The sequence below is a fragment of the Nonomuraea angiospora genome, assembly GCF_014873145.1.
Taxonomy (GTDB): Bacteria; Actinomycetota; Actinomycetes; order Streptosporangiales; family Streptosporangiaceae; genus Nonomuraea; species Nonomuraea angiospora.
This window is the reverse complement of sequence record NZ_JADBEK010000001.1, coordinates 12,696,665-12,718,935: the sequence shown is the minus strand read 5'-3', so window position 1 is coordinate 12,718,935 and position 22,271 is coordinate 12,696,665. Positions and strand designations below refer to the sequence as shown.

At 73.3% G+C, this 22,271-nt stretch carries 18 protein-coding genes; 9 read left to right on the top strand and 9 right to left on the bottom strand.

Annotated features, from left to right (window positions below; translation table 11 throughout):
- Positions 1-64 precede the first annotated feature (64 nt).
- Together H4W80_RS58305 and H4W80_RS58300 are read left to right on the top strand one after the other, a co-directional pair.
- Positions 65-664 carry a TetR/AcrR family transcriptional regulator gene (locus H4W80_RS58305; protein ID WP_192792879.1) on the top strand — a complete coding sequence of 200 codons (600 nt, stop codon included), beginning with the start codon at positions 65-67 and terminating at the stop codon, positions 662-664.
- Between the two features lie 23 nt (positions 665-687).
- Entirely contained in the window at positions 688-1,191 is a 504-nt protein-coding gene (locus H4W80_RS58300) for a cupin domain-containing protein (RefSeq protein ID WP_192792878.1), read from the top strand.
- Positions 1,192-1,195: 4 nt separating this feature from the next.
- Here H4W80_RS58300 and H4W80_RS58295 read toward each other — a convergent pair whose 3' ends face one another.
- From H4W80_RS58295 to H4W80_RS58285, 3 genes are all read right to left on the bottom strand, one after another.
- Positions 1,196-1,831, bottom strand: coding sequence for an enoyl-CoA hydratase-related protein (locus H4W80_RS58295; RefSeq protein ID WP_318787569.1), 636 nt, complete (start codon positions 1,829-1,831; stop codon positions 1,196-1,198).
- A 176-nt stretch (positions 1,832-2,007) separates the two neighbouring features.
- Positions 2,008-3,123 carry an acyl-CoA dehydrogenase family protein gene (locus H4W80_RS58290; RefSeq protein ID WP_192792877.1) on the bottom strand — a complete coding sequence of 372 codons (1,116 nt, stop codon included), beginning with the start codon at positions 3,121-3,123 and terminating at the stop codon, positions 2,008-2,010.
- A complete protein-coding gene (locus tag H4W80_RS58285; RefSeq protein WP_318787568.1) occupies positions 3,120-4,265 on the bottom strand; it encodes an acyl-CoA dehydrogenase family protein in 1,146 nt (381 codons plus the stop codon). Before H4W80_RS58285 ends, H4W80_RS58290 begins: the two co-directional genes overlap by 4 nt.
- A gap of 129 nt (positions 4,266-4,394) precedes the next feature.
- Here H4W80_RS58285 and H4W80_RS58280 point away from each other — a divergent pair, with 129 nt between their 5' ends.
- Positions 4,395-5,225 carry a trypsin-like serine protease gene (locus H4W80_RS58280; protein ID WP_192792876.1) on the top strand — a complete coding sequence of 277 codons (831 nt, stop codon included), beginning with the start codon at positions 4,395-4,397 and terminating at the stop codon, positions 5,223-5,225.
- A 204-nt stretch (positions 5,226-5,429) separates the two neighbouring features.
- Here the strand turns inward: H4W80_RS58280 and H4W80_RS58275 are convergent, their stop codons facing one another.
- From H4W80_RS58275 to H4W80_RS58265, 3 genes are all read right to left on the bottom strand, one after another.
- Positions 5,430-6,389: a hypothetical protein gene (locus tag H4W80_RS58275; protein WP_192792875.1), complete on the bottom strand. Its 960-nt coding sequence runs from the start codon at positions 6,387-6,389 to the stop codon at positions 5,430-5,432.
- A gap of 84 nt (positions 6,390-6,473) precedes the next feature.
- Positions 6,474-7,892: an amidase gene (locus H4W80_RS58270; RefSeq protein WP_192792874.1), complete on the bottom strand. Its 1,419-nt coding sequence runs from the start codon at positions 7,890-7,892 to the stop codon at positions 6,474-6,476.
- 250 nt (positions 7,893-8,142) lie between these two features.
- The gene (locus tag H4W80_RS58265) at positions 8,143-9,561 is read right to left on the bottom strand and encodes an alkaline phosphatase PhoX (protein WP_192792873.1); all 1,419 of its coding nucleotides are present in this window, start codon (positions 9,559-9,561) and stop codon (positions 8,143-8,145) included.
- Positions 9,562-9,785: 224 nt separating this feature from the next.
- Here H4W80_RS58265 and H4W80_RS58260 point away from each other — a divergent pair, with 224 nt between their 5' ends.
- The 3 genes from H4W80_RS58260 (at position 9,786) to H4W80_RS58250 (ending at position 11,286) form a co-directional block, all read left to right on the top strand.
- Positions 9,786-10,145, top strand: a complete 360-nt coding sequence (locus H4W80_RS58260; protein ID WP_192792872.1) for a luciferase domain-containing protein — start codon at positions 9,786-9,788, stop codon at positions 10,143-10,145.
- 90 nt (positions 10,146-10,235) lie between these two features.
- The gene (locus tag H4W80_RS58255; RefSeq protein ID WP_192792871.1) at positions 10,236-10,445 is read left to right on the top strand and encodes a three-helix bundle dimerization domain-containing protein; all 210 of its coding nucleotides are present in this window, start codon (positions 10,236-10,238) and stop codon (positions 10,443-10,445) included.
- Between the two features lie 70 nt (positions 10,446-10,515).
- Positions 10,516-11,286: a DUF2267 domain-containing protein gene (locus H4W80_RS58250; RefSeq protein WP_192792870.1), complete on the top strand. Its 771-nt coding sequence runs from the start codon at positions 10,516-10,518 to the stop codon at positions 11,284-11,286.
- A gap of 16 nt (positions 11,287-11,302) precedes the next feature.
- Here H4W80_RS58250 and H4W80_RS58245 read toward each other — a convergent pair whose 3' ends face one another.
- Positions 11,303-11,941: a response regulator gene (locus tag H4W80_RS58245; protein ID WP_192792869.1), complete on the bottom strand. Its 639-nt coding sequence runs from the start codon at positions 11,939-11,941 to the stop codon at positions 11,303-11,305.
- Positions 11,881-12,987: a sensor histidine kinase gene (locus tag H4W80_RS58240; RefSeq protein ID WP_192792868.1), complete on the bottom strand. Its 1,107-nt coding sequence runs from the start codon at positions 12,985-12,987 to the stop codon at positions 11,881-11,883. The genes H4W80_RS58245 and H4W80_RS58240 overlap by 61 nt, the downstream gene beginning before the upstream one ends.
- A 73-nt stretch (positions 12,988-13,060) precedes the next feature.
- Here H4W80_RS58240 and H4W80_RS58235 point away from each other — a divergent pair, with 73 nt between their 5' ends.
- Together H4W80_RS58235 and H4W80_RS58230 are read left to right on the top strand one after the other, a co-directional pair.
- Positions 13,061-16,549 carry a protein kinase domain-containing protein gene (locus tag H4W80_RS58235; protein ID WP_192792867.1) on the top strand — a complete coding sequence of 1,163 codons (3,489 nt, stop codon included), beginning with the start codon at positions 13,061-13,063 and terminating at the stop codon, positions 16,547-16,549.
- A 51-nt stretch (positions 16,550-16,600) separates the two neighbouring features.
- Positions 16,601-17,137, top strand: coding sequence for a GNAT family N-acetyltransferase (locus H4W80_RS58230; RefSeq protein WP_192792866.1), 537 nt, complete (start codon positions 16,601-16,603; stop codon positions 17,135-17,137).
- Here H4W80_RS58230 and H4W80_RS58225 read toward each other — a convergent pair.
- A complete protein-coding gene (locus tag H4W80_RS58225; RefSeq protein ID WP_192792865.1) occupies positions 17,112-18,128 on the bottom strand; it encodes a helix-turn-helix domain-containing protein in 1,017 nt (338 codons plus the stop codon). The two genes, H4W80_RS58230 and H4W80_RS58225, sit on opposite strands and share 26 nt — an antisense overlap.
- 154 nt (positions 18,129-18,282) lie before the next feature.
- Between H4W80_RS58225 and H4W80_RS58220 the strand changes: the two genes are divergently transcribed.
- Positions 18,283-22,245 (top strand): S8 family peptidase, encoded by a 3,963-nt coding sequence (locus H4W80_RS58220; protein WP_192792864.1) that lies wholly within the window; start codon positions 18,283-18,285, stop codon positions 22,243-22,245.
- The last annotated feature ends 26 nt before the right edge of the window (positions 22,246-22,271 follow it).

Below are 22,271 nucleotides of genomic sequence, written 5' to 3'. Positions count from 1 at the left end.
GTAAAGAGCGGCCCCGGTGTACCTTGAATTTCGCTACCCAAGTAGCGAAATGGAGGAGGTCCACATGAGTCCACGGGGCCGGCCGCGTGACACCGAGGTCGACGAGCGCGTCCTGCAGGCGGCCACCGAGCTGCTGCTGCGGCGCGGGTACGGCGGGCTGTCCACCGACGAGGTGGCCGAGCGGGCCGGCATCGCCAAGACCACGCTGTACCGCCGCTGGCCCACCAAGGACCACCTCGCCCTGGCCGTCGTGGCCAGGCTGCAGGACCACGACGAGATCACCGACACCGGCGACATCCGGCGCGACCTCACCGACTACATGGAGAAGGTCGCCGCCGGGCTCAACCGGATGCGGGTCGCGGGCCTGCCGCCCGGCCAGGACAGCCGCTCGGCGGGGACGGTGGCCGAGCTGGTCGCCGCCGCCGCGCGCCACGACGACGTCGGCGAGCTGGAGCGCGGCGTCTACGCCCGCCGCAACGCGCTGGCCTGCCGCCTCATCGAACGCGCCCGCGACGAGGGCCGGCTCCGCCCCGACGTCGACCCCATGACGCTGCTGGAGCAGCTCGCCGGGGCCCTGTACTACCGCGTCCTGATCACCGGCGACCCGGTGGATCGCGCCTACGCCGAACGCCTGGTCGCCGCCGCCCTCGACGGCGCCCTCTGACTCCCCTGGAAGGACTTCGCACCATGTCGTTCATCACGCCCGAAACCGCAGTCGTACGCGCGGCCGACGCCGAGGTCATCGGCGGCGGCGACGCCCCGGCCACCGGCCGGCTCCTGCTCGACTCCAGCTCCACCGGCGGCGCCCTGAGCAGCCTGCGCATGACCCTCACCCCGGGCGCCGACGGCGCGGTGCCCCACCTGCACACCTCCTCCAGCGAGCTGTTCTACGTCCTCGGCGGCGCCGCCCAGGTGCTGGCGGGCGACGAGGTGCTCACCCTGGAGGAGGGCGACATGGCCGTGGTGCCGCCGAACGTCGCCCACGCCTTCGCCGCCGCCCCCGGCTCCGAGGCGGACCTGCTGATCGTCATCACGCCGGGCGTGGAGCGCTTCGAGTATTTCCGCCTGCTGGCCCGCCTGCGCACCGGCGAGGCCACCCTCGAGGAGCTGCTGAACTCACAGGAGCTGTACGACAACCACTTCCTCGACAGCCCGCGGTGGAAGGAGGCCCGCTCGCTCGGGCAAGGCTGAACATTCAGGACTCCACGGGCGGCTTGGGCGGCTTGGGCGGCTTCCGGTCCCACCCCTGGCTGCCCTTGCGGCCCAGCGACCACATCTGCATCCCGCGTTCGATCTCCAGCGCCGACGGCCAGGACACCGCGGGCGGGCCGAGTTCGAGGGTGGCGCTCTGCTTGATCCGCCGGGCCAGCTGCGGGTCGGCGGCGGCCTTGGCCACGAGCCGGGTGGCGGTGTCCAGCATGGCGTGCGGCTCGGTCACGTCCCAGGCCAGGCCGCGGCGCACGGCCTCGGCGCCGGACAACGCCGCGCCCAGGGCTCCGAGCGCGATGGCGTGCTGATAGCCGGCCGCGCGGCCGAGCAGGGCCAGGTGACCGCCGCCCGGGTGGATGCCGCGCGCCACGAACCCGCTGTCGAGCACCGCGTCATGGCTGACCAGCATCAGGTCGGTGGCCAGGACGAGGTTGAGCCCGGCGCCGACCGCGCCGCCGGTCACCAGGGACACGCTGGGCACCGGGAGCCGCCCGACCTGTACGAACGCCGCGTACACGGCGGAGGTCCGCGCGACCGACTCGGGCGCGGCGGGATCGGCGGAGGAGGCGGCCAGGTCGCGGGTGTCGGCGCCGCTGCAGAAGTAGCCGCCCGCGCCGTCCACGAGGGGCCCCGATGGTGTCGTCGCCGTGGACGCGGGCGCAGAATTCCTCGATGAGGGCGGCCATCTCCAGCGTGATGGCGTTCTTGCGCCGGGGGTTGTTCAGGGTGAGCCGGGCGATCCCGTCGCCGACGGTGGTGAGGGCGGGTGGTTCGGCGGTCATGGTGCTGCTCCTGTCGTCAAAGGGGCCTCGACCCCGGCTCGCCGGTGACGAGCTCCCACACGTCGCCCGATCCTCTCGCCAGGTCGGCGCACCTGCGCTGCCAGTGGAGCTCGTTGCCGTGTTCCTCGCGCCAGGCCCACAGCCTCCTGGTGCAGGCGCCGAGCCGGTGCTCCATCGTGAACCCGATCGCGCCGTGCAGCTGGTGACCCGCGGCGGCCACCGACCGGGCCAGCGCGGACGCCTCGGCCTTGGCCGAGGCCACAGCGAGCTCCCGGTCCTGGGCGCCGTCCCGCAGCGCCGCGACCGCCGCGTCCGCCGTCACCTCGACGGTGACCACGTCGGCCGCCAGCCGCGCGAGCCGGTGCTGGACCGCCTGGAACCGGGCCAGCGGCCGCCCGAACTGCACCCGGTCGGCGACGTGCCGCGCGGTGAGCGTCAGTACGGCGCGGGCGGCGCCGGCCAGCTGCAGCGCCCGCGCCGCGGCCCCGTGCAGCTCCAGCTCGTGGCGCCACGGGCCGGGCGGCAGGGGCGTGACCGCCGCCTCGGCGCCGTCGAGCACGGCGCTGTCGCGCTCCTCCCCCGCCAGGTTCTCGCCGGGGGTGAGCCCGGCGGGGGCGGGCAGCACGGCGGTTCCCGGCCCGTCCGGGGTGCCGACCAGGGCCACCAGGTGATCGGCGGATCGCAGCCAGGGCACGCGGACCAGCGGGCCGGTGACCCGCCACCGGCCGCCGGGGCCCGGCTGCGCCACCAGATCGCCGACGTACGCGGTCACCGTCCCGGCCGGCAGCGCGGCTCCCGACGCGGCGAGCAGCGGGCCGGCGATGAACAGGGCCTCGGACAGGGGCAGCGCCGCCCCGGCCGCGCCGGCTTCGCGGACCACCACGGCGGCGTCGGTGAGCGTGCCACCGCTCCCGCCCTGGCGCTCGGGAACCGTGAGCGAGGTGAAACCCAGCTCCTCCAGCCGGGCCCAGAGCGCGTCGGGCCGCGCGCCCAGCAGGGCCCGCACCGCCTCGGCCAGGTCGCGCAGATGGTCGCCGGTCACGAAGGCAGGACCCTCGGCCGGGTCGCGGAGATGGTCGGTGGTCACGAAGGCAGGACCCTCGGCCGGGTCGCGGGGATGGTCGGTGGTCACGAGGACAGCTCCTTGGCCACGATCGAGCGCAGGATCTCGCTGGCGCCGCCGCGCAGGGTGAAGGCCGGGACGTGCAGGACGGCCTTGGCCAGCATGGCCGCGAGCCCCCGGCCGCCCGGATCCGGGGCGACGTGCCGCCGTACGGCGTCCACGACGTCGCCCTCGAACTCCGTGCCCAGGTCCTTGACCAGGGCCGCCGCCACGGCCGGGCTCTCTCCCTCGGCCAGCCGCTCGGCGACCGACAGGGACAGCCGGCGCAGCGCCACCAGCCGGGAGACCAGCCGGCCCAGCTCGGCGTGCGCGACCGGGTCGTCTCCCAGGTTCTCCGGGCGGGCCCACTCGCGCAGCAGCGGCAGCGTGCTGAGGATGCGCTCGGGGCCGGAGCGTTCGTTGCCCAGCTCCGCGGTGACCTGGCGCCAGCCGTCCCCCCGGCGGCCCAGCAGTCCGCTCGCCGGGATCACCGCGTCGTCGAGGACCACCTCGTTGAAGTGGTGCGCCCCGTCGATCGTGATGATCGGCCGGATCGTGACCGCCGGGTGGGGCAGGTCCACGATGAACTGGGAGAGCCCGGCGTGCCGGTCCCCGGCGTCGTCGGTGCGCGCCAGGACGACCACCGCCGTGGCGAGGTGCGCCACGCTGGTCCACACCTTGGTGCCCGTCAGCCGCCAGCCGTCCTCGACCTCGACGGCCCGGGTCCGGACCGAGGCCAGGTCCGAACCCGAATCGGGCTCGGACATACCGATCGCGAAGAAACTCTGGGCGCGGGCAATCTGCGGAAGATACCGGTGTTTCTGTTGTTCTGTGCCGTTACGCAGGATGCTGGGCGCGATCTGCCGGTCGGCTATCCAATGGGCGGCCACGGGCGCCCCGGCGGCCAGCAGTTCCTCGGTCACCACATAGCGCTCCAGCGCGGTCCGCCCGTGCCCGCCGTACGCCACGGGGATGGTCATCCCCACCCACCCGCGCCCGGCCAGGCGGCCGCTGAAGGCCGGATCGACGCCCGACATCCAGGCGTCGACCTCGGGGGCGAAGCCGCCGGCCGCGATCTCGTCCTCGAGGAACCGCCTGACCCGCACCCGGAGCTCCCGTAACCCGTCCGGCAGCCCGGCGACCGCGCCGAGCGCCAGGGCCTGAGCATTCACGAGGGGATCTTATATACGCGATGCCTCCCACTCCGGGAAATGCGCGGCCAAACCGACCACCCCCGGAAAACGGGTAGATCTTTTGCCTAGATGTGTCATTCGCCACCCTCTGACACCTAAACTTCTGGAATGCGTTATGTCCCTTTTGTCCTGGTTGTCGCCGGGATGCTGGCGTACACCGCGACTCCCGCAGCGGCCATCACCAACGGCTTCGCCGACGGCGACATGCACCCGGAAGTAGGGGCTCTCATCTCCGATGAGCAGAATCCCGACGGCACGTGGGCGTACTGCACCGGAACGCTCATCTCACCGACCGTCTTCCTCACCGCCGCCCACTGCGGTGAGCCGAAGCAGAAGACGGCCACGGTCTCCTTCGCCGACCACTACAAACGCGGGGCCCAGGTCTACACCGGCCGGTACGTCCCGGACCCGCGCTTCTCGAAGAAGTCCGACCTCCACGACATGGCCGTCGTCCTGTTCGACAAGCCCGTCACGAACATCACGCCCGCCCAGCTGCCGGGCGCGGGCCTGCTCGACGTCCTCAAGGCCGAGAACAAGCTGGAGTCCGCGCGCTTCACCCCCGTCGGGTACGGCTCGCTCCAGCCCACCAAGAAGAAGCCGCGCGGCCAGCGCTTCCACTACACCGACACGCGCCACCAGGCGACCATCTCCTACAAGAGCATGACCCCGAGATGGCTCAACCTCTCGCTGTCCGCCAAGGGCGACGGGAGCACCTGCTTCGGCGACTCGGGCGGCCCGAACTTCCTGGGCGGGCTCACCTCGCACCTCCTCATCGCCACGACGATCTCCGGTGCGGACGACGCCTGCAAGAAGACCAACTACGACTACCGCCTGGACTCCGCCTCGGCGCGGAAGTTCCTCGGCAAGTACGTCACCCTTCCCGGAGCTGCCCAGTCATCGGCGGTCGCGGCGCTTCCTGCCCGTCCGAGCGCGCGCTGAAGATGGGGCGGGGCATCGGGACGCGCTCTGCCGCCGGCGGCGGCGCCTGATCCACCAGCGCCTGGATCGCCGTCCTGCGCCTCTCGATGCCCGCTCCGTCGATGCTGATCCGCCGCCTGCTCCGGCTCTTGTCTTCCATCACGCACGGGAGCGTACTGAGACGGACACCAAGAGCGGGTCACGAGCGCGCCCGGTTACTCCCCGTCAGTGACCCGAGCGGCGCCGGAGGTAGCAGATCGTGGCGGTGGCCAGGGCGGCGCCCCAGATCGGCCAGAAGCACTCCGGGAGCCAGGCGCCCCACTCGTCCAGGGTGAACCGGCCGGCGATCGTGGCCCTGATGTAGGTCAGCCCGGCCACGGTGACGACGATCGAGACGAACCCGGCGGGGATGACCGCCAGCAGGGGCGGCACCCGCCTGCCGCGCAGGCCCGGGATCCAGCGCGGGAAGACCTCGCCCCATCGCTGGGTCAGCCCGAGCGTGAGCACGCCGCCGAACGCGCCGAAGGTCGCCAGGTACGCGCCGGCCAGCCACAGGCCGTCCTCGCCCTGGGCGAGGAACTCCGGGCTCACGCCGAGCGGGATGCCCAGGGCCCAGGCCCACCGGGTCAGGCAGTAGACCAGCGGCACCGCGACCGCCACGTACACGGCCCGGCGTCCCCGTTCTGGGGTGAACCAGCCCAGGACGCCGCGGCCGTGGGCCAGAGCCGCGGCGGCCAGGAGCAGCCCGCCGAGCACGCAGACGAGCTGGTTGAGCACCGGCCACGGCCAGGCGTCGGCGAGGGTGGCGCCGCCCAGGCTCCAGCCGAACAGCGGCGCGACCAGCAGGAGGGGCGTGTAGGCCAGGCCCATCATGAGCCGCGAGTCGGGGACGACCAGGATCAGCAGCGCGGCGATCGGCCAGGCCAGGTAGAGCGGAGCGCGGCCGGCGTTCCCGCGGGCCAGCGCCAGCGCCGCCACCAGGGCGAGCAGCGCGAAGGCGGCGATCCACCAGCCGAAGCCCGGCGTCGTGCCGGCCAGGACGGACAGCGCCCCGTCCGGGTCGGGGTCCGAGGCGCCCCAGGGGAAGCCGGGCGTCCCCAGCGCCCACGCCGCCCCGAGCAGGCCGTAGCCCAGCGCCCACAGCGCCGCCGCGTAGCCGCGCCGGCCGGAAGTGAGGGTTTCCATGCGATCCAGCCTCCCGGCGGCCCGGTCGCCGGGGCCAGGTGCCGTTCGGCACCTCTTGACCCCGGCGACCGTGCCGTTCGGCACCTAGGAACGGTTGCCCACGAAGACCGGAGGAGTCCGGTCCTTCCAGGGCATCGCCAGTTCCAGGTGGGCGGCGATCCGGAACAGCAGGTCCTCACGGCCGTGAGGCGCGACGATCTGCACCCCCACGGGCAGCCCGTCGGCGTGGCCGAGCGGCAGGCTGATCGCGGGCTGCCCGGTGATGTTGAACAGCACCGTGAACGGCCCGTAGCCGTCGAGCGAGTCCAGCCAGCTCGTCAGCGTGTGCTCGGGATCGTCGTAGCGCAGCGTGCCGTGCGGCGCGGGCAGGCGGGCCAGCGTCGGGGTGACGAGCAGGTCGTGCTCGGTGAAGAACGCGCCCGCCGAACGGGTGACCCGGTTCTGGGCGTCGAAGGCGGCCAGCAGGTCGAGCCCGGTGTACTCCCGCGCCGCCCGCAGGGCCTGCCGGGAGACGGCCTCCATCCGGGCCGGGTCGGGCCGCCTGGGGGCCATGAGCAGCGTGGAGGCGATCGCCACGCTCTCGGCCACCAGGCTGCGCCTGACCGCCTCCTGGTCCACGGCCGGGCCGGCCTCGATGACGTCGTGCCCGGCCCGCTCCAGCGCGTGGCCCACCCGGAGCGCCGCCTCGGCCACCCGGCCGTCCACCTCGGTGCCCGACCAGGCCTTGGTGGTCACCGCCACCCTCAGCCGGCCGGGATCGGCCCCGACCTCGTCGGCGTACGGGCGCCGTGGGGGCGGCGCGGTGTACTTGTCGCCGACGCCGGGCCCCTGGACGGCGTCCAGGAGGTGCGCGGCGTCGCGGACCGTGCGCGTGAGCGCGAACTCGTACGACATGCCGAGCATCGCCTCCCCCGCGTCGGGCCCGCAGGTGATCCGGCCGCGGCTCGGCTTGAGCCCGACCAGCCCGCAGCAGGAGGCCGGGACGCGGATCGACCCGGCTCCGTCGCTGGCGTGCGCGACGGGCACGGCGCCGGCGGCGACCAGGGCGGCCGCGCCGCCGCTCGACCCGCCCGCGCCCCTGTCCAGGTCCCAGGGGTTGCGGGTGGGGCCGTACCTGAGCGATTCGGTGGCGAAGCTGAGGCACAGCTCCGGGACGGTGGTCAGGCCCAGCGTGACCAGGCCGGCGGCCCGGAAGCGGGCCATCAGCTCGGTGTCGCGCCCGGCGACGACGCCCGGCAGGGCCCGGCTGCCGAGGGTGAACGGCACCCCCTCGGCCACCGGCCCGTGATCCTTGATCAGGAACGGCACCCCGGCGAACGGCCCGTCCCCGGCATGGCCGAGGGCCTGGCTGAAGACCGGCAGGGCCAGGCCGTTGACCTGCGCGTCCGCCTGCGCCAGGGCCCGCCTGGCGGTGGCCTCGACCTCGCCGGCGGTGACCTCGCCCGACCTGATCAGGTCGCGGATCCCGACGGCGTCGTACCTTGCGTATTCGTGGAGCTCCATGAAGAGCCTCTTTCTGGCGTCCTCGATCACATGTGGCAGTGGGCGGCGCCCGGGGCGCCGCCGATGACGAACAGCCTGAACAGCGGCGATGGCCGCGACTCGGGGCCATCCCCTGCTGTGATCGAGGTGCTTCTACGCTCGGTACATCACGACCCATGGTGGCGGGTGACGCCCAGGGCCGTCGAGCGGTTTTCCACGCGACCGGGGCCCTCCCGGCGCACGGCTCGCGCGCCGGGAGGGCGGACCGGCGTCAGCCGGCGGCGTGCCCGGAGCGCCGCCACGGGCCGGTGATGGCGAAGACGTGGCCGGGCGACTGGATGTTGGCGAACAGGATGCGGCCGTCGGCGCTGAAGGTCGGGCCGGTGAACTCGCTGTCGTTGAGGTCGTTGCGCGCCATCGGGTAGGACTTGCCCTGCGCGCTGACGCCCACCAGGTGCTGGATGCCCTCGCCGTCCTCGGCGAGGATCACCCCGCCGTACGGGGAGACCGTGATGTTGTCGGGCCCGTCGTAGTCGGTGTCCTGGCTCGGGTCGGGGTTGACCCCGAAGATGACCTTGAGCGTGACCGTCTCGGTGCGCGGGTCGTAGAACCACACCTGGCCGTCGTGCTCGTTGGCGCTGCCGTCGGTGTGCCGGGCGAAGCTGGCCACGAAGTACGCGCCGCCGTCGCCCCACCAGGCGCCCTCCAGCTTGCGGCTGCGGGTGACCTGGTCGTTGGCGAACTGGAGGCGTACCGACTGGGTCTTCGCGTCGCGGTCGGGCACCTCCACCCACCGGGCCTTGAAGCGCGTGCCCGGCTCGGTCGCCTCCGACAGGTCGGCGACGTGCGTGTCGTCCCGGTAGCAGCTCAGCGCCTCCAGCTTGCCCGCGGTGTCACCGCCCTCGGACAGCGCCAGCGCCCGCAGCGCGCCCTTGCGGCCGTGGAACTTCCTCGGCGGGGTCCACCGGTAGTAGAGCCCGTTCGGCCCGCCGGCGTCCTCGGTCAGGTAGATCGCCGACGTCCTCGGGTCGACGGCGACGGCCTCGTGCGAGTAGCGGCCGAGGAACTTCAGCGGCACCGGGTCCTGGTTGGCCTCGCGGTCGAACGGGTCGACCTCGAAGACGTAACCGTGGTCCTTCTGGTAGGCCCCGCCGGCGCGCTGCTCGGTCTCCTCGCAGGTCAGCCAGGTGTTCCAGGGGGTCTTGCCGCCGGCGCAGTTGTTGTGGGTGCCGGCCAGGCTGACATATTCGCGGATCCGCTCGCCGCGCGCGTCCACGTCGATGTTGGTGGTGCCGCCCCCGGCGCCGGGGTCGTAGGTGAGGCCGGGCAGCGCCGGCACCCGGTAGGGCTCGCTGCCTCCGATCTCGTGGTTGTTGACCAGCGTGGCGCCCCGGCCGTGCGAGAAGGCCGCGGTGCCGTCGGCGTCGCTCGGGGTCGGCTCGCCGCTCTCCAGCAGCGTCACCCCCGCCTCCGCGATGACGCGGTAGGAGAACCCGGCGGGCAGGGCCAGGATGCCGGCCGGGTCGGGGACCAGCGGACCGTAGCCGAGCGGGGGCCGGGTGGCGGCGAGCGCGGCCGGGCCCGCGATGGTCTCGATGCTGCCGGCCAACGCGATGCCGAGGCTGCCGGCCGCGGCGCGGCCGAGGAAGGAACGACGGGGAAGCGAAGGAGGGGGTACGGGGGAGGACACGGGACATCTCCTCTAGCGTCTGGACGCTTTTACACCAGCTGACCCAACGATGTCACGGAGACGGCCGCCGCGCCGCCCGCAGTCCGCATGATGAACGCCTGATGAACAACCGGTCCCGCCCGCCGCCCCGAAGATCGGGGAGGGGTCCGAAATTCTCACGACGCGGATAACAGTTGAAGAACGGACGATGGCGGGTCGGTGGTGCGGTGCATCAGCATGGAAACGTGACAGTCATTTCCGCCAGGCGGCGATCGACCGGGCGCCGGGGGCCGTACGTGGCCCGAGCGGTGGCCCAGCTGTTGTCCTGGCCGGCCCTGGAGCTGAGCGACACCAGGCGTGGCATGGCCTTCACCGTCCGAGGCACCGAGATCCTGCGCCTGACCGGCGCGGACGAGGTCCGCCTGTGCCTGACGGAGCCCGCGATCGAGCGGCTGGAGCCGTACCTGGGCGACTGTGACCAGGTCCAGATGGGCGCCGACCACGCGTGGGTGATCCTGAGGGTCGAGGCCGAGCCGGACCTCGATCTGCTGCTGGCGCTGACCAGCGTGGCGATCAAGGCGCACGCCGCGTCGGAGGTCGCCTGATATGGGGCATGGGCCACCCGCCCATGGTGACTGATTTATACCGAAAAAGTGCTCTATGGAGCGGGCTTTGGAACGTGCTATGACAAGGTCATGGCGTACGACGAGCGCCTCGAACGTGAGGCGATCCAGGACGTGGTGACCAGGCTGGTCGCCAGATTCACCGGCACCCGTTCGGCCGAGCAGGTCGAGGCGGCGGTGCGGACGGCCTATGGCCGATTCACCGACAGCCCGGTGCGCGATTTCATCCCGGTGCTGGTGGAACACGATTCCAAGGAGCTGCTGCGCGGCGGCACCGCCTGAGGGGTGACGCTCCCCCTTTCCCGGGTAGCTGAGCAGGCGGAACGCGACAGGCTCGGCGCGGGGAGCGGGGATGTACTACGACCAGTTGCTCAAGATCGTGGAGCAGCAGACCGGGGCGGGGCCCCAGGCCGCCGAACGCGCCGTGCAGGCCACGCTCCGTACGCTCTCCGAACGGCTCCCCAAGGACGAGAGCCGCGACCTGCTCAGGGAGCTGCCCCCGGAGGCGATGCCCTGGCTCTACACCGAGCGGGACCCCGAGACCTTCGGCGTCGAGGAGTTCCTGCGGCGGGTGGCCGAGCGCGCCGGGGTCGACGTCGAGACGGCCGGGCGGCACACCCGCGCGGTCTTCTGGGCGATGGGGCAGGCCGTCAGCCCCGAGGAGTTCGCCGACATGGCGGCCGATCTCCCGGACGACTTCGAGACCCTGGTCGCGGAGGCCGAGCGCCGCTACGTCGAGATCATGCCGGCCAGGGAGTTCCTGGCCGGGGTCGCGGAACGGGCCGGGCTCGACTACGCGGGCGCGCGCCGGGCCACCGAGGCGGCGCTGGAGACGCTCGCCGAGCGCATCGCCCCCGGCAAGGTCGAGGACCTGGTCGGCCAGCTGCCCGTCCAGCTGCACGCGCCGCTGAAGCGCGGGGTGGGCGCGGGTCCCGGCGGGCAGGTCCCGCTGGAGGAGTTCGTCCGCCGGATCGCCACGCGCGAGGGCGTCTCTCCTGAGCGGGCCCGCGAGCACGCCAGGGCGGTCTTCGCCATGCTGCGCGAGTCGATCGCCGGCGAGGAGTACGCCGACGTGGCGGGCCGGCTGCCCGGCGAATACCGGACCCTGCTCCCCCTCCCCTGACCCCCGAGCGCGGAGATCACGGCTCGGCCCTGCCGGTGGCCCAGGCCCACGCGGCGATGGCGACCCGGTTCCTGGCCTCGATCTTGCGCTGGATGGCGGCGATGTGGTTCTTGACCGTGCCCGGCGCGAGGAAGAGCTCCGCCGCGATCTCGGCGTTCGTCCTGCCCTGCGCCACCATCGCCACGATCTCGTCCTCGCGCTCGGTGAGGACGACGTGCGGCGCCCCGGGGGCTGTTTCTGGCAGGGCGCGCTGGCGCAGCAGCCGGACGGTGAGCTGGGGGCTGATGAGCATGTCGCCGTTCATCGCGGCCCGGACGGCCTCGACGAGCAGCGTGGGGCCGGAGCGCTTGAGGACGAACCCGGAGGCGCCGTTCCGCAGCGCCGCGTCGACGTACTCGTCCAGCCCGAACGTGGTGACGATCACGACGTGGACGCCGGTGCCGGCCAGGGCGCGGGCCACCTCGATGCCGTCGGCCCCGGGCATGCGGATGTCGGCGAGCACCACGTCGGGCCCGATCGCCCTGGCGGTCTCGATCGCGGCCCGGCCGTCGGCGGCCTCGGCCACGACGGTCATGTCGGGCTGGGCGTCGAGGATCAGCCGGAAGGCGGCGCGGATGCCTTCCTGGTCGTCGGCGATGAGGATGCGGATGGCCACCCCGGCGATTGTGCCAGCGGCAGGCGGGCGGCCAGCGACCACCCGTCCGGTACGGCCCGCGCCACCAGGTCGCCGCCCTGCTCCCGGACGAGCGCGGCCAGCGCGGGCAGGCCGGACCCGCCTCGCCGGCCGCCCCGCGTTCCCGCCACGCCGTCGTTGGTCAGGGTGATCTCGAGCGCGCCGGCCCCGGCGGTCACGGCCAGGTCTACCCGGGTCGCCCGCGGGGCGTGCCGCCGCACGTTGGTCAGCCCCTCGATCACGATCCGGTAAGCCAGGGCCCCGGTGTCGGCGGGAACCGCCGGCGACGCGTCCATGCGCAGGCGGACCTCGGCGGGCCCCGCCTCGGAGAAGCGCTCGGCGGCGGCGCGGATGCCGTCGAGGTCGCCCGCCGGGGTGAGCGGCAGGTCGCGGTGGAGCGTGTCCAGGGTCCGGTCCAGCATCGACAGGGCGCGCTGCCCGGCCGCCTCGACGCGTTCGAGGGCGTCCAGCGGATCGCCCGCCACCATGCCCGCCTGGGCGTGCGCCAGCATCTCGCTGATGTCGTGGGCGACGAAGTCGTGCAGGTCCCGGGCCAGCCGCAGCCGCAGCGCGGTCCGGGCGTCGGCCGCCGCGCGCTCCTGCCGTACGTCGAGGAAGCGCAGGTAGCCGCCCACGGCGGCGGCCAGGAGCACGCCCAGGCCCCAGAACGCGCACGCGCCCACCGCTTCCAGCAACGACACCGGGAAGAAGAAGCGCAGCAGCCAGACGGCACCGGCCAGGCCCGCCGCCGACGCCGCGGGCGCCGCCCGCCGGGGCGGCGCGTACCGGACGACCAGGCCGGCCAGCGCCGCGAACGCCAGGCCCTCGGCCATCCCCAGCAGGTCGGCGCCCGGCGCCGCCTCCAGCCCGCCCGCGACGTGGGCGAGCGTGACGGCCAGGGAGCCGGCGGCGGCCAGGAGCGTCAGCGCGGGCAGGCGCGCCCTGAGCCGCGGCAGGAACGACGCGACCCCCGCCGACGAGACCGCGGCCAGCGCCGGTACGGCGTCGGCGACCCACAGCAAACTCACCGGACCGACGATACGCGCAGCTTCAGGCCAGGTCCGCCGCAACTTTGGCGCGGCCCGGGGCGTCTAACCCGCCGTGGAGGCGCTGATCGCGGGGGATCCGCAGCGGATCGGGGACTACTGGCTGGCCGGGCGGCTCGGCGCGGGAGGTCAGGGGGTCGTGTACGACGCCTACGACCCCGACGGGCGGCGGGTGGCGGTGAAGGTGCTGCACGCGGCGGGCGACCGCGGGCGCTTCGCCAAGGAGGCGGCCGCGGCGGAGCGGGTGGCCTCGTTCTGCACCGCCCGGCTGCTGGCGGCCGATCTCGACGGCGGCAAACCGTACCTGGTCTCGGAGTACGTGCCGGGCCCGAGCCTGCGCGAGGCCGTGCGGGAGGGGCGGCGCTTCACCGGCGACGACCTGCACCGGCTGGCGACGGCGGTGGCCACGGCGCTCACCGCGATCCACGAGGCGGGCGTCGTCCACCGCGACCTGAAGCCGGACAACGTGCTGCTCGGCCCGGACGGGCCGCGCGTGATCGACTTCGGCATCGCCAGGACGGCGGAGATGTCGCTGACCAGGACCGGCGAGCTGGCGGGAACGCCCGGTTACATGGCGCCCGAGGTGCTGACCGGGCAGCGGGCGGGGACGGCGGCAGACGTCTTCGCGTGGGGCGCGATCATGGTGTTCGCGGCCACCGGGCAGGACCCGTTCGGCGGCGAGAACCTGGGCGGCGTCATGCACCGCGTGCTGACGCACCACCCCGACCTGAGCGCGCTGCCCCCGGGGCTGGCCACGCTGATCGAGGCCGCGCTGGAGAAGGACCCGCGGGCCCGGCCGTCCGCCCGCGACCTGCTGCTGGCGCTGGTCAGCGGCGACGGGTCCGACGTGGGCGGGCTGCTGGCGGCCGGCAGCCGCCGCGCCGGCGGGATGCGGGCGCCCGACCGGGACGACCCCGAGCTGGGCGCGATCGCCGAGGACGCCTACGGCTCGCTCGGCCCGGAGGCGCGCGACCTGGCGGCCGAGGTGTTCCTGCGGCTGGTCGCGGTGAACGCCGAGGGCCAGGAGACGCTGCGGCGGGCCGGCCACGAGGAGCTGTTCGCCGGCCGGCCGGACCACGAGGCGGCGGCCGTCCAGCGGATCCTGGAGGCGTTCTCGTACGTGGTCGCCACCAGGGACGGGTCCGTGGTGGTGGCGCGTCCCGGCCTGCTGCGGGCCTGGCCGCGCCTGCGCACGTGGATGGAGGCCGAGCGCGCCGGGCTGGCGATGCTGGACCAGATCAACGCGGCGGCGCGGCACTGGGAGGAGCACGGCCGGCGCGACGGCGACGTGCTGCAGGGCAGCCGCCTGGAGCAGGCGCTGAGCTGGGCGGCGACCGGCCGCAGGCACCTGACGCTGACCCCGTTCGAGCGCGATTTCCTGCGGGCGGGCACCGAGCTGACCAGGAGGCGCACCCGGCGCAGGACGCTGGTCACGTCGGCGCTGGCCGGGCTGCTGGCGGTGGCCCTGGTGGCGGGCGGACTGGCCGTGTGGCAGCGCCGGCAGGCCGTCGAGCGGCTCGACATCCTGACCGCCAAGCAGGTGGCGGCCGAGGCCGACCGCATGCGCACCACCGACCCGGCCCTCGCGATGCTGCTCAGCGTGGCCGCGTACCGGGTCTCGCCGCAGCCGGAGGCCCGCTCCAGCCTGATGGGCTCGCTCCAGCAGCAGGAGACGGCCGCCTTCCGCGACCCGCCGGTCAAGGGCATGGGCCGGCGGGCGCTGAGCCGCGACGGGCGCACGCTGGTCAGCTTCAGCGAGGGCGGCGTCAACGTCTACGACGTGCGCACCGGCAGGCGGACGGCGAGCTGGCCCGGCATGACCCTGCGCGGGACGATCATCCAGGGCCCCGCGCTCAGCCGCAGCGGACGCCTGCTCGCCCAGACCACCACGGACGAGCTCGGCGTCTGGGACCTGAGGACGGGCAAGACGCTGGTGAGGAGATCGCTCGAGCCGACCGGGAACGGCGGCTACGGCGTCGTGTTCGGCGAGCACGAGACGACACTCGTGGTCACCATGGCCGACGACGTCCCTTTCCTCATCGACGTGACCACCGGAAAGCAGTTCGGCCGGATGGTCTACGCGGACCGGACGATGGCGCAGACCCCCGCGCCGCTCGTGGACCCGACGGGCAGGCACCTGCTCTTGCCCGGCTACCGGTTCGACCAGATCGCCCTGCCCGGCTGGACCGTCGAGCGCCCCTTCCCCGCCTGCGTGAAGAGCCACGTGCTGGCGGCGTACAGCCAGGACGGAAAGACGCTGGCCTGCTCCGACGTCGCGGGCGACATCGTCCTCGTGGACGCCGTCACCGGGCGCGAGCGCAAGCTGAAGGAGACGCTGAACTGCGGGATCTGCCACGACTCCGCGCGGCTGCGGTTCAGCGCCGACGGGCGCTACCTCGCCGGCTTCTACGGCCGCGACCTGGAGGTCATGCGGATCAGCGACCAGCGGACCGTCCTGCGCTACCGCGCCGAGGGCGAGTTCGGCGACGTCCGCTTCGACCCCGACGGCAGGACGCTGCGCTACCTCGTCGACGACACCGTCATCAGCGTGGACCTCGCGCCGCGCACCCCGTCCGTCGCCCTGCCCGACACCCCGAGGCTCAGCCCCGACGCGCACTGGGCGGTGTCCTGGACGAAGGGTGCCGAGCTGAGCGTGTTCGACCTGCGGGCGCGTAAGGAGACAGGCCGCATCCAGGTCAGGGAGGAAGGGTCCATCCTGGGCATGGACGACGCCGGCACCCGGCTGGCCGTCGGCGACATGGACCGCACGATCACCCTGTGGGATTTGGCGACCAGGAGGAAGCTCTGGTCCAAGCGGGTGGGGGACGGCGACTACCAGCCGGCGTACGTCGACTTCACCCCCGACGGGCGCAGGATCGCCGTCACCCTCCTGCTGGGCGAGAGTCCGTTGATGAGCATGGTCGTGCTGGACGCCGCCGACGGCCGCGTGGTGGCCTCGTACCAGACCCGGCTGAGCGTCGGCCCTTTCCTTCCGGGACGGCAGGTGTTCGTCTCGGCCGACGGCAGGCTCGTCGACGTGATGACCGGCAAGGCCGTCGGCTCCGGGCTCGGCGACGCCGGTGCGCTGGCCGTCAGCCATGACGGGCTCCTGGCCGTCCAGGAGGCCGCCACCCACCGGATCGGGCTCTGGGACGTCAAGGGCCCCACCCCGCTGCGCCCCGTCCTGCCCCGCGCCGCCGGCGCCAGCTCCAGCATGGTCTTCTCGCCGGACGGCAGGATCCTCGCCACGGCCACCGACCAGGGTGTGCTCGAGCTCTGGGACGTCCGGTCCAGGCGTCGGCTCGGCAGCTCGTACCGGGTCGGGGAGTTCGACCCCTCGTCCATGGCCTTCAGCCCTGACGGGAGCGTGCTGTACGTCGGCATGCAGGACGGCATGACGGCCGGGGCCGTGCGCGAGGTGCCCGTCGGCGACGCGCTGATGATCGGGAAGGTGTGCGCGCGGGCCGGGCGCACGCTCACTCCCGCCGAATGGGACCGCTACCTCGAGGACGTGCCGTACCAGGACGTGTGCGCGGCCCGATGACATAATGCATGACTATTGCTCTTGCGAACTATTCGCAATTAGGCTTCGCGTATGCGTCTCGACGGACCTGGCATCACCGCGATATCCGCCCAGATCATCGACCTCTACCAGCGTTGCTACGCCGCCCCGCCGTGGTCGGAGACTCCCGAGCAGCTCGGCCGCTACCCCGCCAAGCTCGCCGCGGGCGTCGCCAAACCGGGTTTCAGCGCGCTGACCACTACCGACGACGCCGACCGGCTCACCGGCGTCTGCTACGGCTGGCCGACCCCGGACGAGCTGAGCGGCAACCGCGTCTATGACGCCCTCGTCACGGCCTTCGGCCTGCCCGCGGCGACCGCGCTGACCCGCGGCGCCTTCGAGGTCGTCGAGCTCTTCGTCCACCCCGGCCACCAGGGCCAGGGGATCGGCGCGCGACTGCTCGACGGGATGACCGCCGACCGGCCCTCCGCCTGGCTCATCACCGACCCCGGCGCGCCCGCCGCCGGCCTCTACCGCAGGCTCGGGTGGCGGGAGGCGGGCCCGCTGCCGGCCGGCTTCTACCCGCAGTCGCGGGCGTCGGTCTTCACCCTGACCCGGCCGGACGTTTGATGACCGGGTCCCCCGGCTGGATCCAGCCGCGCTCGCGGGCCGCCAGCCCCGCCTGGAAGCGGGTGATGGCGTTCAGCTCCTGCATGACGGCGTGGATGCGGCGCTGAACGGTGCGCAGCCCGAGGCCCAGCGCCCGCGCGATGGCCTCGTCCGTCAGGCCGCCCGCGAGCAGCGCGAGCAGCTCCCGGGTCGGCTCGTCGGGCTCGCCGGGGCCGGCGGCGGGACGGGGCGCCCCGCGCAGCGGGAACCCGCGCCCCCACTCGAGCTCGAACAGCGCGATCAGCGCGTCGAGCAGGGCGGAGCGGTGCAGGATGAACGCCGCGTCGATGGAGTACGCCCCGTTGCGGATGGGGATCAGCGCGAGCGCGTCGTCGGCGATCCACATCTTGGCCGCCGCCCCGGCCACCACGCGGGCCTTCTCGCCGTGGGCCACGGAGTCCTGGACGAGCCGCAGTTTGCCGGGCAGCGCCAGCGACTCCAGGTCGTACACGCTGCGGTAGTCGATGCCCGACCTGAGCATGCGCCGCTCGCGCTCGACGTTGTCGGCGTGGCCGCGCATGACGTACGGGGGCTTGTCGATGTTGCGGAACATGGTCTGCGCGCTGTCCTGGAGCGCGTACGCCCTGCTGATGATGTTGTCGGTCCCCGTGACGACCTCGACCTGCTCGGCCGGGTGCGCCGCGTAACGGGAGGCCAGGTGGAACGACGTGGTGAGCTCGTGGATGGCCGTGCGCACCTGGTGGAGCTCCTCCTCCTGGCGGGTGAGCAGCGGCCTGAAGGCGATGTCGGGGGCGACGGCGACGTAACGGGCGCGGCGGCCCGGCAACCTGCTGGCCAGGCCGCGCCGCGCGAAGGCCGCCAGCGTCCGGGCCGCCAGGGGCGTCGAGACGCCGCAGTGCGTGGCGAGTTCGGCGGCGGAGGATCGCGGGTTCTCGACGAGCGTCGCGTACAGGCGGCTCTCGGCCGGTGACAGGCCGATCGCTTTGAGCATCGGCGACGCCCTTCCTCCCGCATGCGGATGGCGGGTTACCGCCACCTGGCGGGTTTTGGCCCGTTCGGCGGGCTTGTGCCCTGACTCATTCCCAGATTAGGTCAGCGAGGAAACGATCTCCGGCGTTTCCCAAGGTCTGGAGAAAGGTGTGCGTATGCTGTCCACCCCCCGGCGCCGCGGACTCGTGGCCTTATTCGCGTCCTTACTCGCGGTGCCGCTCGCCGCGGTGCCGGAGACGGCCACCGCGGCGACCGTCACGACCGCGGCCACGACCGCGGCCACGAGGGCGAACGCGCCGGTGACCGGCCTGCCGCCGGTCAAGATCACGCTGATCACCGGGGACACCGTCACCTACTCCAAGGACGCCGCGGGCCGCGCCTCGGCCACGCTGGAGCCCGTCGAGGGCGAGGAGGCGCGCACGTACCAGGCCCAGCAGGACGACCACGGCTACTACGTGATCCCCGCTGACGCCGCGCCTTACGTCAGCGGCGGCCTGCTGGACAAGGAGCTGTTCAACGTCGACTACCTGGCGGCCAACGGCTACGCCGACGCGAAGACCGCGCAACTGCCGCTCATCGTCCAGTACCAGCCGCGGACCAAGGCCGCCGACCTGGCGGGCAAGGCCAGGTCGCTGAAGGGCGGCACGGAGCCGATGGTGCTGGAGAGCATCGACGGCGCCGCGATCAAGGTGGACAAGAAGCAGGCCGGCGCGTTCTGGCAGTCCCTGGGCGGGGGCCGGAACGACGCCAGGGCCCTGACGAGCGGCCTGCGCAAGGTGTGGCTCGACGGCAAGGTCAAGGCGCTCGACGACGTCAGCAACCCGCAGATCGGCGCCCCCGCGGCCTGGGCGGCCGGCTACGACGGCACGGGCGCCAAGGTCGGCGTCATCGACAGCGGCATCGACCTGGCGCACCCCGACCTGCAGGGCAGGGTCGTCGCGTCCCGCAACTTCGTCCCGGCCGGCATGCCGGGCGGCGGCAACCCCGACGAGGTCACCGACCGGGTCGGTCACGGCACCCACGTGGCGTCCATCATCGCCGGCAGCGGCGCCGCCTCCGGCGGCAAGTACAAGGGCGTCGCCTCCGGCGCCAGGCTGACCATCGCCAAGGCCCTGGACGACACGGGCAGCGGCAACAACTCCGAGATCATCGCGGCGATGCAGTGGCAGGCGGCCACCGAGCGCGTCCGGGTGGTCAACATGAGCCTGGGCAGCCAGAACCCGACCGACGGCACCGACCCGCTGAGCCAGGCGGCCAACGAGCTGACCGCCGAGTACGGCACGCTGTTCGTGGTCGCGGCCGGCAACTCGGGCCCCGGCCGGTACACCATCGCCTCCCCCGGCGCGGCGTCCTCGGCGCTCACCGTCGGCGCGGTGGACTCGGCCGACAAGATCGCCTCCTTCTCCAGCCGCGGCCCGCGCCTGAGCGAGGACTTCGCGATCAAGCCGGAGATCGCCGCGCCCGGCGTGAACATCGTCGCCGCGCGCGCGGCGGGCACCTCGCTGGGCGAGGGCAGCAGCGTCCCGGGCGGCGGCCCGATCGACGACAACTACACCGCGGCGTCCGGCACCTCGATGGCCGCCCCGCACGTGGCCGCCTCCGCGGGAATCCTGGCCGCCCAGCACCCCGACTGGACGCCCGAGCAGCTCAAGACCGCCCTGACGGGCACCGCGAAGCCGATCGACGCCACGGTCTACGACCAGGGCGCGGGGCGGCTGGACATCGGGCAGGCCGTCACCCAGCAGGTCTTCGACGACCTGGCGACGGTGCACGCGGGGTTCACCGACCCGTACACCGGCCAGACGCTGAGCAGGAAGGTGACCTTCCGCAACACCGGCAAGGACCCCGTCACGCTGGCCCTGTCGATGACGCTGAAGCGCGGTGACGCCCAGCCGCCCGCCGGGATGGCCACGCTCACCCCGTCGTCGCTGACCGTCCCCGCGGGCGGCACCGCGAGCGCGGACCTCACCATCGAGCCCACGCTCGGCGACCCCGGCTGGTACGAGGGCCGCCTGACCGCCACCGCGGGCACGACCCGGTTGACCGCGCCGATCGCCCTGCACAAGGGCGCCAAGCTGGACACCGTACGCGTCAGGCTGGTCGGGAAGCCGGAATGGACGCTCAACCCCGGGATCCTGACCGCCCTGCGGGTGAGCGACACCGACCCGCTCCTCCAGGGCGAGCCGATGACCACGGCCACCGGGAACTGGCGGGCCACCGACACGCCCGGCACGGTGGAGACCGAGCTCAAGCTCGCCCACGGCGGCGTCTACTCCATCGGCGACATGCCCTGGTGGTACACCGAGCCGGACCGGCAGCTCCAGTACGCCGCGCTGCTCGCCCCTGAGGTCAAGCTCGACGGTGACACCACGGTGACCCTGGACGCGACCGACGTCGAGCCGATCCAGGTGAGCACGCCGCGCACGTCGGAGCCGGTGTTCATGAACGTGATGGTCGCCCGCACGACCGCCTCGGGCCAGATGTACGCGGGCGCGTCGCTGCTGAGCTACGAGCCGGTCAACAGGGGCGGGTACTGGGTCTCGCGGGTGCGCAAGGCGCCCACGGTGGGCACCTCCACGGTGCTGTTCGACCAGATCCGCCGCGCGCCGGAGGTCGAGCTGGCCGTGCCGGGGCTCCGGCTCGACCCGCACTACGTCAGCGAGCACGACCCGCTGGTGCCGAAGTTCGCCGCCGACCGGCGCCTGAGCCTGACCACGGGCGACGACCTGCGCGGCGGCGCGGACGCCCGCGGCAAGCTCGTCCACCTCCCGGCCCGGGACTCGCTCGATCTCTTCCTGGCCGACCTGGACCTGGCCATCAAGGCGGGGGCCGCGGGCGTGGTCACCAGCGACCGGTTCGCCTGGCTGCTCAGCGCCTCGAACTTCGCGGACCACAACAAGATCCCGGTGCTCTGGATCGACAGCGGCGAGGCGGACCGGCTCGGCAAGGCCCTGGCCCGCAAGCCGTACCCGAGCGCCGCCCTGCGCGTCACGCCGACCACCCCGTTCGAGTACAAGCTGGCCTACTACGTGAAGGGCACCACGGCGGGCCGGCTGAGCTTCGCCCCGAAGGCACGCGACCTCACCGAGATCGACACCACCTACCACGCCCGGTTCGGCCCCCAGCCCGGCACGTGGGGCCCGTACACGAACTTCACCGAGGTCAACCACACCTACACCCCCGAGCAGCGCCTCAGCGTCCGCGGCTCGCACGGCTTCGCCGGGCCGACGGCCAGGACCGAGTACTACAACTCCCCCGGCCGGGACGTGCTGTGGGAGCGCGAGTTCGTCTTCTTCGACCCCGCCTCGGGCGGCGCGCGCTTCGCCACCTCCGCCCGCGGCTTCACCCACGCCACCAAGGAGCGGGAGGACTGGAACGAGGCCGTCACGCCCTCGCAGTTCGCGCCCGGCCCCGGCCTGCCGGACTGGATCGACCCCACCATCTACTGCGACGGCTGCCGCCAGGGCGACCGGCTGCGGCTGCGCGCGCTCAGCCCGATCGGCTTCGGCTACTACTCCGACGCCTCCGACCCGACCCACATGTACCAGGGCGCGCCGGGGACCGAGGAGCTCCGCCTGTTCAGCGGCGCCACCGAGATCGAGCCGCAGTACGACGACCTGGGCGTGCCCTACTACGGCGTCCCCGCCGGGTCCGGCGCCTACCGGCTGACGAGCTCGTGGAAGGACGCCTTCCCCGGCAAGCACGCCGGCACCGGTGTCGAGACCACCTGGACGTTCCGCTCCGCCCGCCCCACGGGCGACAGCAACCCCTACCCCTGCCTGGACTCCGTGCTGTGGGAGGACAAGCAGCCCTGCGCCCAGGTGCCGCTGATCCGGCTGCGCTACGAGCTCGGCCTGCCGCAGGACGACACGGTCCAGGGCGGCCGGCCGTTCACCTTCACCGTCAGGACCGAGGGCGGCCGCTCATCGTCGCTGCGGGCGGTCTGGATCTCCGGTGACAAGGGCGCGCACTGGACCCGGGCCGCGGTGCTGCCCGGCGACAAGGTGCTGGTGCTCAACCCCAAGGGGCCCGGCAGCATCTCGATCAAGGTCGAGGCGCAGGACAGGGACGGCAACTCCGTCCAGCAGATCCTCTCCGACGCCTACCTCGTGAAGTGAGCGCGGGAGCGGGGGCCCTGGGCCCC

Coding starts and splice junctions, on each gene's coding strand:
- H4W80_RS58225 (WP_192792865.1), bottom strand. CDS start 18,128: ATGCTCAAAGCGATCGGCCTGTCACCGGCCGAGAGCCGCCTGTACGCG.
- H4W80_RS58275 (WP_192792875.1), bottom strand. CDS start 6,389: ATGGAAACCCTCACTTCCGGCCGGCGCGGCTACGCGGCGGCGCTGTGG.
- H4W80_RS58250 (WP_192792870.1), top strand. CDS start 10,516: ATGTACTACGACCAGTTGCTCAAGATCGTGGAGCAGCAGACCGGGGCG.
- H4W80_RS58270 (WP_192792874.1), bottom strand. CDS start 7,892: ATGGAGCTCCACGAATACGCAAGGTACGACGCCGTCGGGATCCGCGAC.
- H4W80_RS58305 (WP_192792879.1), top strand. CDS start 65: ATGAGTCCACGGGGCCGGCCGCGTGACACCGAGGTCGACGAGCGCGTC.
- H4W80_RS58300 (WP_192792878.1), top strand. CDS start 688: ATGTCGTTCATCACGCCCGAAACCGCAGTCGTACGCGCGGCCGACGCC.
- H4W80_RS58255 (WP_192792871.1), top strand. CDS start 10,236: ATGGCGTACGACGAGCGCCTCGAACGTGAGGCGATCCAGGACGTGGTG.
- H4W80_RS58220 (WP_192792864.1), top strand. CDS start 18,283: ATGCTGTCCACCCCCCGGCGCCGCGGACTCGTGGCCTTATTCGCGTCC.
- H4W80_RS58280 (WP_192792876.1), top strand. CDS start 4,395: ATGCGTTATGTCCCTTTTGTCCTGGTTGTCGCCGGGATGCTGGCGTAC.
- H4W80_RS58230 (WP_192792866.1), top strand. CDS start 16,601: ATGCGTCTCGACGGACCTGGCATCACCGCGATATCCGCCCAGATCATC.